Source organism: Streptomyces sp. NPDC050546, from assembly GCF_044457425.1.
Lineage (GTDB): Bacteria > Actinomycetota > Actinomycetes > Streptomycetales > Streptomycetaceae > Streptomyces.
Genome location: NZ_JBITGX010000001.1, coordinates 1,004,763 through 1,016,264, shown reverse-complemented (window position 1 = coordinate 1,016,264; position 11,502 = coordinate 1,004,763). Strand labels below are relative to the sequence as shown.

The window sequence follows — 11,502 nt, the reverse complement described above, 5'->3', positions numbered from 1 at the left end:
CCGAGAGGGCGGTTCGCGCAGATGACCGAGGACATGACGGGGACCCTGAGCGAGCAGGGCAGCCAGTGGTACGACCACGAGGCCGGCCCTCTCGTCCGCCCCTACGCCATGACGGGCGGGCGCACCCGGCCCGGTCCCACCGGCGTGCGGTTCGACCTGATCGCCCTGGTCACCCTGGACCCCGGCGCGCCAGGTGTGGACGACGCCCCGCTCGGCCCGGAACACCGGGCCCTCCTCGACCTGTGCCGCACGGAGACCCAGTCGGTCGCCGAACTCGCCGCCGACGCGGACCTGCCCGTGGGCGTGATCAGGGTCCTCCTCGGCGACCTCCTGGAACTCGGCTGCGTCACCGTCAGCCGCCCCGTACCGCCGGCCCAACTGCCCGACGAACGGATCCTGCGCGAGGTGATCGCGGGACTCAGGGCGCTGTAGACGCAGAGCACCGTGGACGCGGAACGCTGTGGACGCGGAGCGCTGTGGATGAACGCACACCCCACCCGACACGAGAGAAGTGACTGATGGTCTCCGAGCACTCCGACGCCCAGGACGGCGACTCCGCCGCACTGGCGTTGAAGATCCTGGTCGCGGGCGGCTTCGGCGTGGGCAAGACCACGCTGGTGGGCGCCGTCAGCGAGATCCGGCCGTTGCGCACCGAGGAACTGCTCAGCGAAGCGGGCCAGTCGGTGGACGACACCGACGGCGTGGACCACAAGACCACCACGACCGTCGCCATGGACTTCGGGCGCATCACCATCCGGTCCGGTCTCTCCCTGTACCTGTTCGGGACGCCGGGCCAGGACCGGTTCTGGTTCCTGTGGGACGAGTTGTCACAAGGGGCGCTCGGCGCGGTGGTGCTCGCGGACACCCGCCGCCTGGAGGACTGCTTCCCGGCGGTCGACTACTTCGAGCACCGGCGCATCCCGTTCGTGGTGGCCGTCAACTGTTTCCCGGGCGCCCGGCAGCACGGCGCCCCGGACGTCTCGCGCGCCCTCGACCTCGACCGGGGGACGCCCGTGGTGCTGTGCGACGCCCGGGACCGCGACTCGGGGAAGGAGGTGCTGATCAGGCTGGTCGAGTACGCCGGGCGGATGCACACCGCCCGGCTCCTCGACTCGGTCGGCTGACCGGAGACACGGAGATGTCCCGTGGTCAGTCCGCGACGTCCCGCTCCGCCAGGACCCGGTCGACGGCGACCCGGATGAGGAGTTCGCCCGGGACGCCGTTGCGGGCGCCGAACTCCGCGGCGCGTTCCTCGCCCATGTACCGCGCGCCGATCCGGGTGGCCCAGTGCCTTATGGCGTCGAGGTCCTCCGAGACACGGGCGCGGCCCTGGAGCACGACGAAGGAGTACGGCGGCCGGTCGTCGTCCACGCACAGGGCCACTCGGCCGTCACGGGCGAGATTGCGCCCCTTCACGGTGTTCTTGCCTGTGTTGAACACCACCTCGTCCCCGTCCAGCAGGAACCAGATCGGGGCCACGTGCGGACTCCCGTCGGCCCTGACGGTGGAGAGCTTCGCGGTGCGGGTGCCGTGGGAAACGAACTCCCGCCATTGCGCATCGGTCATCTTCTCTGCCATGGCTCCCATCCTCCTTGCCCCGGCAGCGGTCGTGGGGAAGGCTGGCGTGGAGATCCTCCGGCCAGGAGGAGAATCGCACGGGGAGAAAACGGGGAGATCGGAACATGGCGCAGAACCAGGGACTCGACTGGCTGCTGGACGACCTGACCGAGCGCGTCCACCAGGTGCGGCACGCGCTGGTCCTGTCCAACGACGGCTTGGTGACCGGGGCGAGCACGGGACTGCGCCGCGAGGACGCGGAGCACCTCGCGGCGGTGTCGTCCGGGTTGCACAGCCTGGCCAAGGGCTCGGGGCGGCACTTCGGCGCGGGCAGCGTACGCCAGACGATGATCGAGTTCGACGACGCGGTGCTCTTCGTCACCGCCGCCGGCACGGGAAGTTGTCTGTGCGTCCTCAGTGGCGCCGAGGCCGACATCGGCCAGATCGCGTACGAGATGACACTTCTGGTCAACCGGGTCGGCGAGCATCTCGACGTGGACGCCCGCCAGCCGGAACGGAAGCCGACCACAGACGCCTGACCTGCGGGTTCGTCTTCCCTCGCGGAGTTATCCACAGGCTCGTCACGCAGAGCGCCGAAGCGGTTACGGTTTTCTCACGGCGATCGCACACGGCGTGAGCCGCCGACTCCACGGGGGAGACCGACCATGTCAGGCACCATCGCGCAACCCGACCGCCTCACCTGCGCTCCGAGCCGGGCCGCCCGCGAACTCGACCTCAAGCGAGGCGAGTTCGACCTCGCGGTGAATCTCGGGCTCATCCGGACCGTTCCCGACGAAGGCGGCGGAGGACTGCGTGTCGCCCGCGCGGAGATCGACCGGCTGCGCGCCGGGGAGGGCTTCCCGGACGAACTGCGCGTACGCGTCGCGACCGCGGGCACTCATGAGGGCGCCGAGCTCTTGGACGTGACGCCCGCCAGATTCACGAGTCTCGCCCGCTTCGGCCTGCTCGTGCCGGTGAAGTTCTATCTGAACCGCTACCGGACGGTCGTCTGGCTGTATCTGGCCGAGGAACTACGGCAGTTCGCGGCGGAGGAGAGCAATGCCCGGCTGCTGAAGGGGCGCACACCCGCACAGATCCGGGACGGGCAGAAGGACGGGCTGGACCGGCGGCCCCGCAACTGGCGGGGACGCCACATCGGATTCCTGACGCGGCAGGCCGGGGACGACGCCTGGGCACACGCGGCGGCCGTCGCCTGTCTTCTCGACCCCGCCGACGTGGCGGAGGTCGTGGCGGACCCCTACGAGCGCGCCCACCTGAACCGCCGCCGTCCCCGCCTCCCGGCGCACGGCACCCCTGGTTCACCCGCCGCCGAGCTGGCCGGGACGCTCATGACGGCGAGTGAGCCGGACGAGGTGGCCTGGTTCCGAGCGGACCTGGCCCACACGATGGAGACGGCGCGCAGGCGACACCCGGCACCGCGTCCAGCCCTGACACCACCCTCAGTGCCAGAGCCGAGCGGGACACCCCCGGTTCCGGCCGGAGACCGGCCCGAGGGCCCGGACCGCACCCCTTCACACGGCTTCCTGGGATGGCTGCAGCGCAGAGGCCGGAGACGGCCGGGGTGAAAAGCGATGAGTTTCCGGATGCGTCCCGGTCGGAATTCTGAGGAGATGATTCCAGGAGGCGATCATGTTCGGTACGACGAAGGCTTTCAGCGGATTCTCGGTGAACGACATCGACGCGGCCAAGAAGTTCTACGGCGACACGCTCGGACTCCGGGTGTCGGAGGAGAACGGCCTGCTGTTCCTGCACATCGCGGGTGACCGGGACACCCTGGTCTACCCGAAGGAGGACCACACCCCGGCGACATTCACCATCCTCAACTTCCCCGTCGACGACATCGAGGCCGCCGTCGACGAGCTGGGCAGGAGAGGAGTCCGGTTCGTGCACTACGACCACCTCAAGGCGGACGACAAGGGCATCTTCCGCGGCGGCGGCCCGCTGATCGCCTGGTTCACCGACCCCGCGGGGAACGTGCTGTCCGTCCTGCAGGAAACCTGACGCGCCGGCGATGCCCGAGCTCCCCGACGTCGAGGACTTCAGGCAGGTGCTCGAGTCCTGCGCGACGGGACGGGTCATCCGGCGTGTCGAGGTGCGGGACGCGGGCGTCCTGCACGGGGTCAGCGCTCGGCGACTGCGTGACGCACTGGAGGGCCGGCGCTTCGGCACACCGGAGCGGCACGGGAAGTGGCTGCTCGCCCGCACCCGCGCCGGCCCGACCCTCGTGCTGCACTTCGGCATGACCGGTCGGCTGGTCTGCGGTCATCCCGATGATGCCGTCGAGGCGCACGACCGTGTGCTGTTCACGCTGAGCGGCAGCCGCCAGCTGCGCTTCCGTGACCAGCGCAAGCTCCAGGGGCTCTGGCTGGCGGGCGACGACTCCGACATCGGTCGGCTGCTCCAGGGGCAGGGCCCCGACGCGCTGGCGGTGGAACGTGCGGATTTCGAGGCCGTCCTGTCCTCACGCCGAGGGCATGTCAAGACCGCGCTCACCGACCAGTCCGTCCTCGCCGGTCTCGGAAACCTGCTCGCCGACGAGATCCTGTGGCGAGCGCGGTTGCGCCCCGACCGCCCGGCGCGTCATCTCACCCAGGCCGATCGTCGCAGGCTGTACAGCCAGATGCGCCGCACCCTGCGCTCTTCCGTCACCGCCGGCTGCGTCCCGCCGCGTGACTCCTGGCTCACCGGCCACCGCGACGACCTCGAACCGAGGTGCCCCCGCTGCGACACCGGCCTGCGCCGGACCCGTATGGGCGGCCGCGGCACGGTGTGGTGCCCGAACTGCCAGCCGGGCGGGTGAATGAGCCGAAGCCGAAGCCGGAGCCGGAGCCGGAGCCGGAGCCGAAGCCGGTCAGTCGTCAGGAGTCAGAACGGCCGGTGCCCCGGCGAGGATGCCGCCGTCCACGATGAACTCGCAGCCCGTCGAGAAGGTCGCCTCGGTGATGATGAAGAGCACCATGCGGGCGACCTCCTCGGGCTCGCCGAACCGGGGGACGGGCTGCCCCGCGGTGTACGCGTCGCCGAAGCCCGCCGTCATCCGGGTGCGGATGGCGCCGGGGTGGACGGAGCAGACCCGGACCCGGTCGGGCGCGAGTTCCAGCGCGGCGACCTTCGTCAGGCCGCGCAGGCCCCATTTGCTGGCCGCGTACGCCCCGACACCGGCGTAGGCGGTCAGCCCGGCTAGGGAGGACATGTTCACGATCACGCCGCCCCCGGCCCGGCGCAGCGACGGTGCCACCGCGCGCATGCCCAGCCAGGCGCCCGTGAGGTTGACGTCGACGACCCGGCGGAACGACTCGGGGCTCTGCTCCTCCATCGTGCCCCAGTCGATGATCCCCGCGATGTTGACCAGGACCGAGACCGGGCCGAGGTCCCGTTCCGTCTCGGCGAGCGCCCGCTGCCAGTCGTCCTCGCCGGTGACGTCCAGGTGCAGGTAGCGGGCCGGGCCGCCGAGCTCGGCCGCCAGGGCCGCACCCTCGGTCTCCCGGATGTCGGCGACCACCACGGAGGCACCCTCGGCCGCGAGGGCGCGTGCCACCGCGGCCCCTATGCCTCCGGCCCCGCCGGTGACGATCGCCACCCGTTCGCTGAGACGCTCCATCGTGACCTCCTCGGCTCAGGGCGCTCCCGCTGTCTGACGTTCCTCGCCCGGCGCCACCAGGGACTGGGTGAGCGGAATCCGCGCCAGGGCGAGCACCCCCGCGGCGATCAGTGCGACACCGAAGAGCTGGGGCAGCAGCCACCACCCGGAGCGGATCGTCTCCTCGTACAGGAGGATGCCGAGGGCGAGACTCACCAACGCGTCACCGAGGGTGAGCGCGGGCTGCGAGGCGACCAGCGGGCCGGCCTGCATCGCGTTCTCCAGCAGGAACAGCGCGCACACACCGGTCGCGGCGAAGGCGTAGGTCTGCCAGGCGGTGAGGAAGGCCAGCAGTCCCTGGTCGTCGAGGATGTGGGTGGCGGCCTTCATCAGGGCCGCGGTCACCGCGTAGCTGATCGCCGTCGCGGCACCCAGGCAGGCCGCCCGGGCGCGGCCCTCCGGGCGCTTGAGGGCGGCGAGAGCGAGGGCGACGACGGCTCCCGCGCACACGGCGAGCGCGGGAATCCAGCGGTCCAGCTCCACATGGGTGCGATTGCCCGACGGGGACGCGGCGGCGAGCGCCACCGCCAGTCCGGCCACCACCACCGCGACGGCCAGCCAGCCCACACCCGGCAGATGCCGGTGCATCAGCAGCGAGGCGACGATCAGGGTGAGCGGCAGCTCCAGCACGAACAGCGGCTGCACGATCGTCAGCGGCCCGGTGGCGAGCGCCAGCGCCTGGCAGACGGCGGCGGCGATCACCGCGAGGATGCCGGCCAGCCAGACGCGCCGGCGCAGCAGATCGAGGATCAGCCCGGCCCGCAGCCCCTGGGAGCGCGGCACGGTGAGCGCCGCCTTGCGTTGCAGCACCGTCGCGACGGCATTGCTGAGGGCCGCGCAGACCGCGAAGGCGACGGGGAGCACGGTGTGCAGCGTGGCCACCTCCCGGATCGGCGGGCGTGTGACGCCGGCGGTGCCTCCTCCTGCCATGGTCACCGGATCGGGGCACGGGCGCGAACGGAGTGCCGAAGCGCGCGTGCCCCGAGCGGCGGAGAGCCAGGCCGGACCAGCTGCGGACCGGTCAGTCCAGCTTGCGGAAGAGACCCTCCTGCACGACCGAGACGACCAGCCGGCCCTCACGGTCGTAGATCCGGCCCCGGGCCAGACCGCGGCCGCCGACCGCGATCGGCGACTCCTGGTCGTACAGCAGCCAGTCGTCGGCGCGGAACGGCCGGTGGAACCACATCGCGTGGTCCAGGGACGCCATGTCGAAGCCCCGCGGGCCCCACAGCGGCTCGACCGGGATGCGGACGGCGTCCAGGAGGGTCATGTCGCTGGCGTAGGTGAGGGCGCAGGTGTGGACCAGCGGGTCGTCGCCCAGCGGTCCGACCGCGCGCATCCACACGGCGCTGCGCGGCTCGGAGTCCTCGGCCTCCTCGGTGGTCCAGCGCAGCCGGTCCACGTAGCGGATGTCGAAGGGCTGGCGGCGGGCCATCCGCTCCAGCTGCTCGGGCAGCGCGCCCAGATGCTCCCGGATCTCGTCCGTGACCGTGGGCAGCGACTCCGGGTCCGGGACCTTGCGGGCCGGCGGCAGCTGGTGCTCGAAGCTGCCCTCCTCCGGCTTGTGGAAGGAGGCGGTGAGATTGAATATCGTGCGGCCCTGCTGGACGGCCGTGACCCGGCGGGTCGTGAACGACCGCCCGTCGCGCACCCGCTCGACCTGGTAGACGATCGGCACACCCGGGATGCCCGGGCGCAGGAAGTACGCGTGCAGCGAGTGCACGGGGCGGTCGCCCTCCGTGGTGCGGCCGGCGGCGACCAGGGCCTGGCCCGCCACCTGGCCGCCGAAGACCCGCTGGAGGGACTCCTGCGGGCTGCGGCCCCGGAAGATGTTGACCTCGATCTGCTCCAGGTCGAGCAGGTCGACGAGTCTCTCGGCCGGGTTCGTCGTCATGAGTGGGATTCTCCTGTGCTCGCTGCGGTCCGGCCGTTCACAGCTGGCCGACGTCGGTGACGCGGACGATGGCACGGCCCTCCGCGTCGGAGGCGGTCAGGTCGACCTCCGCGCTGATGCCCCAGTCGTGGTCGCCGTTCGGATCGTGGAAGATCTGCCGGACCCGCCACAGGGCGTTCTCCGGCTCCTCCTCGATGAGCAGCAGCTTGGGACCGCGGGCGTCGGGGCCGGTGCCGAGGTCCTCGTACTCGTCGAAGTACTTGTCCAGCGCCTCGCCCCACGCGTCGGCGTCCCAGCCGGACTCCGCGTCCATCTCGCCCAGCTCCTCGACCTGGTCGAGGGCGGCCAGCTCGACCCGGCGGAAGATGGCGTTACGGACCAGCACCCGGAAGGCGCGCGCGTTGGCGGTGACCGGCTTGACCTCGTCGGCCTTCTCCTGGGCCTCCTCGGCGGTCATCTCCGCCGGGTTCGCGAGCTGCTCCCACTCGTCCAGCAGACTGGAGTCGACCTGGCGCACCATCTCGCCCAGCCACGCGATCAGGTCTTCCAGATCCTCGGACTTGAGGTCGTCCGGCACCGTGTGGTCGAGGGCCTTGAAAGCGCTGGCGAGATAGCGCAGCACGATGCCCTCGGTGCGCGCCAGCTCGTAGTGGGACACCAACTCCGTGAAGGACATCGCCCGTTCGTACATGTCGCGGATGACCGACTTCGGCGACAGCGGATGGTCGCCGACCCAGGGGTGGCTCTTGCGGTAGGTGTCGTACGCGTGGAAGAGCAGCTCCTCCAGGGGCTTCGGGTATGTGATGTCCTGGAGGCGCTCCATGCGCTCCTCGTACTCGACCCCGTCGGCCTTCATCAGGGCGACGGCCTCGCCGCGCGCCTTGTTCTGCTGGGCGGCGAGGATCTGCCGCGGGTCGTCGAGCGTCGACTCCACGACGGACACCATGTCGAGGGCGTACGAGGGGGACTCGGGGTCCAGCAGCTCGAACGCGGCGAGCGCGAAGGTGGACAGCGGCTGGTTGAGGGCGAAGTCCTGCTGAAGGTCGACCGTGAGGCGGACGACGCGGCCGGTGGCGTCCGGCTCGTCGAGCTTCTCCACGATGCCGCCGTCCAGCAGCGAACGGTAGATCGCGATGGCCCGGCGGATGTGCCGCAGCTGCTGCTTGCGCGGCTCGTGGTTGTCCTCCAGCATGCGGCGCATCGCCTCGAAGGCGTTGCCGGGCCGGGCGATCACCGACAGCAGCATCGTGTGCGTCACCCGGAACCGGGAGGCCAGGGGCTCCGGTTCGGAGCCGATGAGCTTCTCGAAGGTCTGCTCCGACCAGGCGACGAAGCCCTCCGGCGCCTTCTTGCGGACGACCTTGCGGCGCTTCTTCGGGTCGTCGCCCGCCTTGGCGAGCGCCTTCTCGTTCTCGACGACGTGCTCGGGTGCCTGCGCGACCACGAAGCCCTCCGTGTCGAACCCGGCCCGGCCGGCGCGGCCCGCGATCTGGTGGAACTCCCGGGCCCGCAGGGTGCGTACGCGGGTGCCGTCGTACTTGGTGAGGGCGGTGAACAGCACGGTGCGGATGGGGACGTTGACGCCCACGCCGAGCGTGTCCGTGCCGCAGATGACCTTCAGCAGACCGGCCTGCGCGAGCTTCTCCACCAGGCGGCGGTACTTGGGCAGCATGCCCGCGTGGTGGACGCCGATGCCGTGCCGGACGTAGCGGGAGAGGTTGCGGCCGAACTTGGTGGTGAAGCGGAAGTTGCCGATCAGTTCGGCGATCTGCTCCTTCTCCGCGCGCGAGCACATGTTGATGCTCATCAGCGCCTGCGCCCGCTCCACGGCCTGCGCCTGCGTGAAGTGCACGATGTAGACGGGCGCCTGCCGGGCCTCCAGCAGGTCGGTGAGCGTCTCGGTCATCGGGGTGTAGCGGTACTCGTACGACAGCGGCACCGGGCGGGTCGCCGAGCGGACCACCGCCGTCGGGCGGCCGGTGCGGCGGGTGAGGTCCTTCTCGAAGAAGGAGACGTCGCCGAGCGTCGCCGACATCAGCACGAACTGCGCCTGCGGCAGTTCCAGGATCGGGATCTGCCAGGCCCAGCCGCGGTCGCCCTCCGCGTAGAAGTGGAACTCGTCCATAACGACCTGGCCGACGTCCGCGTCCTTGCCGTCGCGCAGCGCGATCGACGCCAGGACCTCGGCGGTGCAGCAGATGACGGGGGCGTCGGCGTTCACGGACGCGTCGCCGGTCAGCATGCCGACGTTCTCCGTGCCGAAGATCTTGCACAGTTCGAAGAACTTCTCCGACACCAGCGCCTTGATCGGAGCCGTGTAGAAGGTGACCTCGTCACGGGCCAGCGCGGCGAAGTGCGCACCCGCCGCGATCATGCTCTTGCCGGAGCCGGTGGGCGTCGACACGATCACGTTCGCGCCGGAGACCACCTCGATCAGCGCCTCCTCCTGGTGGGGATAGAGCGTGAGACCCCGCTCGCCGGCCCACGACTCGAAGGCTTCGTACAAGGCGTCGGGGTCGGGGGTCCGCGGCAGCTGATCGATGAGGGTCACGCCCCCATCTTGCCTGGCCTGACGCCCGATGGGGGAATCGGCTTCGGGCCCGAAGATCACGAACGCTACGCTGGGTCGCCGACGACACGTCAGCGCACCCGGTCAACTGGACAGCGGCACACGAGGAATGGGGCGGACAGCGGCCATGATGGGACCAGCACACTCACTCTCGGGAGCCGCCGCCTGGCTCGGCGTCGGTGCGGCGGCCGCGGCCGCCGGGCGCCCGATGCCCTGGCCGGTCCTCCTCGTCGGCGCCCTGATCTGCGCCGGAGCCGCGCTCGCCCCGGACCTCGACCACAAGGCCGCCACCATCTCGCGGTCTTTCGGACCGCTGTCCCGCTGGCTGTGCGAGATCGTCGACAAGCTGTCCTACGCGGTCTACAAGGCGACGAAGAAGCAGGGCGACCCGCGCCGCTCCGGCGGGCACCGGACGCTCACGCACACCTGGCTGTGGGCGGTCCTGATCGGTGCGGGCACCTCGGCCGTGGCGATCACCAGTGACCGCTGGGGCGTGCTGGCGATCCTCTTCGTGCACCTGGTCCTGGCCATCGAGGGCCTGCTGTGGCGGGCGGCGCGCGGCTCCAGCAGCGATGTCCTGGTGTGGCTGCTGGCCGCGACCACGGCGTGGATCCTCGCGGGTGTCCTGGACAAGCCGGGCAACGGCGCGGACTGGCTGTTCACGGCGCCGGGCCAGGAGTACCTCTGGCTGGGGCTGCCGGTGGTGCTGGGGGCGATCGTCCACGACATCGGGGACGCCCTGACCGTGTCCGGGTGCCCGATCCTGTGGCCCATACCCGTGGGGCGCAAGCGCTGGTATCCGCTCGGGCCGCCGAAGGCCCTGCGGTTCCGGGCGGGCAGCTGGGTGGAGCTCAGGGTGCTGATGCCGGTGTTCATGCTGCTCGGCGGGGTGGGCGGAGCGGCGGCGCTCAACTTCATCTGAGTGCGCCCCCGGGTCCGGAAGACGGGGCTCAGGCGCCGCCGTACCGCCGCTCGAACCGGGCGACCCGGCCCTCCGAGTCCACCGTGCGGGCCTTGCCCGTGTAGAAGGGGTGGCTCTCCGAGGAGATCTCCACGTCCACGACCGGGTAGGTCTCGCCGTCGTCCCACTCGATGCGTTCGCCGCTGGTCGCGGTGGACCGGGTCAGGAAGGCGTATCCGGCGGTCCGGTCGCGGAAGACGACGGGGTGGTAGTCGGGGTGCTTGTCCTGCTGCATGGATGCTCCTCGTGCGGCTCGGGCGGTGCTGCGATCAGCCGGACAGGGTGTCCTCGTCGACGACGTGCACGGCGGCCTCCTCGGCCGACGCCGCCGCGCCGTCGATGCCCACGTCCATGGCGACCAGCGCGCTCTCCTCGTCCTCGTGCGCTCCCTCGTCGGGTGCCACGAGCCGGCCGGAGCGGGCGTCGCCGACCTCGTTGTCCAGGAGTTCCCCGTCGGTGCCCTGGCAGTCCCCGAGACCGTCACCGTCCGGGGCGGCGGCGTCCGGCAGCTCCTCGGCGAGCCGCTGGTCCAGCGTCTCGCCCGCGTGCCGCTCGGCCGCCGTCACACCGAGGTGCTCGACGGCCCAGGGCCGCTCGGGAGGGGACCAGCCGCGGTCCAGGGGATCGTCGACGCCGTCGTCCACCAGGGTGTCCTCGGCGTCGAGCAGCCCCGTGTCCTCTCGCTGCTCGTCTTGATCCGGCTGGTAGACATCGTCTCCCCAGCCGTCGGACCTGTTCACGGGTACCTCCAGGGGGTGGGGACGGGCCCGTTCCCCGAGCCGGTGCCTGATTCCAGCCTTCCACCCGGCCTCGTCCCCGCGCAACGCCACGGACGGACCGCTGCCGTGGTCCTCGGCAGG

Annotated in this window: 14 protein-coding genes; 7 read left to right on the top strand and 7 right to left on the bottom strand. The window is 71.1% G+C overall.

The features are described from left to right. Positions 1 to 21 precede the first annotated feature (21 nt). Complete coding sequence (locus tag ACIBK5_RS04440) at positions 22 to 432, top strand: DUF742 domain-containing protein (RefSeq protein ID WP_399016038.1); 411 nt, start codon at positions 22 to 24, stop codon at positions 430 to 432. Positions 433 to 518: 86 nt separating this feature from the next. Beyond that, positions 519 to 1,124: a GTP-binding protein gene (locus ACIBK5_RS04435; RefSeq protein ID WP_399016036.1), complete on the top strand. Its 606-nt coding sequence runs from the start codon at positions 519 to 521 to the stop codon at positions 1,122 to 1,124. Between the two features lie 25 nt (positions 1,125 to 1,149). Here the strand turns inward: ACIBK5_RS04435 and ACIBK5_RS04430 are convergent, their stop codons facing one another. Next, a complete protein-coding gene (locus ACIBK5_RS04430; protein WP_399016033.1) occupies positions 1,150 to 1,578 on the bottom strand; it encodes a PPOX class F420-dependent oxidoreductase in 429 nt (142 codons plus the stop codon). Between the two features lie 104 nt (positions 1,579 to 1,682). Here ACIBK5_RS04430 and ACIBK5_RS04425 point away from each other — a divergent pair, with 104 nt between their 5' ends. The 4 genes from ACIBK5_RS04425 (at position 1,683) to ACIBK5_RS04410 (ending at position 4,378) form a co-directional block, all read left to right on the top strand. Beyond that, positions 1,683 to 2,096 carry a roadblock/LC7 domain-containing protein gene (locus ACIBK5_RS04425; protein ID WP_189724347.1) on the top strand — a complete coding sequence of 138 codons (414 nt, stop codon included), beginning with the start codon at positions 1,683 to 1,685 and terminating at the stop codon, positions 2,094 to 2,096. 126 nt (positions 2,097 to 2,222) lie between these two features. After that, positions 2,223 to 3,143, top strand: coding sequence for a DUF6397 family protein (locus ACIBK5_RS04420; protein WP_399016029.1), 921 nt, complete (start codon positions 2,223 to 2,225; stop codon positions 3,141 to 3,143). Between the two features lie 64 nt (positions 3,144 to 3,207). Next, entirely contained in the window at positions 3,208 to 3,579 is a 372-nt protein-coding gene (locus ACIBK5_RS04415; protein WP_399016027.1) for a VOC family protein, read from the top strand. A 10-nt stretch (positions 3,580 to 3,589) separates the two neighbouring features. Further along, the gene (locus ACIBK5_RS04410) at positions 3,590 to 4,378 is read left to right on the top strand and encodes an Fpg/Nei family DNA glycosylase (protein WP_399016025.1); all 789 of its coding nucleotides are present in this window, start codon (positions 3,590 to 3,592) and stop codon (positions 4,376 to 4,378) included. Positions 4,379 to 4,429: 51 nt separating this feature from the next. On the opposite strand, the gene ACIBK5_RS04405 is transcribed toward ACIBK5_RS04410, so the two are convergent. From ACIBK5_RS04405 to ACIBK5_RS04390, 4 genes are all read right to left on the bottom strand, one after another. Continuing rightward, positions 4,430 to 5,179, bottom strand: coding sequence for an SDR family oxidoreductase (locus ACIBK5_RS04405; RefSeq protein ID WP_399016023.1), 750 nt, complete (start codon positions 5,177 to 5,179; stop codon positions 4,430 to 4,432). Positions 5,180 to 5,194: 15 nt separating this feature from the next. Next, positions 5,195 to 6,091, bottom strand: a complete 897-nt coding sequence (locus ACIBK5_RS04400; protein ID WP_399016257.1) for a DMT family transporter — start codon at positions 6,089 to 6,091, stop codon at positions 5,195 to 5,197. A gap of 148 nt (positions 6,092 to 6,239) precedes the next feature. Next, positions 6,240 to 7,112, bottom strand: a complete 873-nt coding sequence (locus ACIBK5_RS04395) for an acyl-CoA thioesterase (protein ID WP_399016022.1) — start codon at positions 7,110 to 7,112, stop codon at positions 6,240 to 6,242. 37 nt (positions 7,113 to 7,149) lie between these two features. Further along, positions 7,150 to 9,663, bottom strand: a complete 2,514-nt coding sequence (locus ACIBK5_RS04390; RefSeq protein ID WP_399016020.1) for a DEAD/DEAH box helicase — start codon at positions 9,661 to 9,663, stop codon at positions 7,150 to 7,152. Between the two features lie 145 nt (positions 9,664 to 9,808). Between ACIBK5_RS04390 and ACIBK5_RS04385 the strand changes: the two genes are divergently transcribed. After that, positions 9,809 to 10,603 (top strand): metal-dependent hydrolase, encoded by a 795-nt coding sequence (locus tag ACIBK5_RS04385; protein ID WP_399016018.1) that lies wholly within the window; start codon positions 9,809 to 9,811, stop codon positions 10,601 to 10,603. Between the two features lie 28 nt (positions 10,604 to 10,631). Here ACIBK5_RS04385 and ACIBK5_RS04380 read toward each other — a convergent pair whose 3' ends face one another. Both ACIBK5_RS04380 and ACIBK5_RS04375 read right to left on the bottom strand, forming a co-directional pair. Further along, a complete protein-coding gene (locus tag ACIBK5_RS04380) occupies positions 10,632 to 10,877 on the bottom strand; it encodes a type B 50S ribosomal protein L31 (protein WP_184599177.1) in 246 nt (81 codons plus the stop codon). Positions 10,878 to 10,911: 34 nt separating this feature from the next. Further along, positions 10,912 to 11,382 (bottom strand): DUF5709 domain-containing protein, encoded by a 471-nt coding sequence (locus ACIBK5_RS04375; protein WP_399016015.1) that lies wholly within the window; start codon positions 11,380 to 11,382, stop codon positions 10,912 to 10,914. Positions 11,383 to 11,502: the final 120 nt, after the last annotated feature.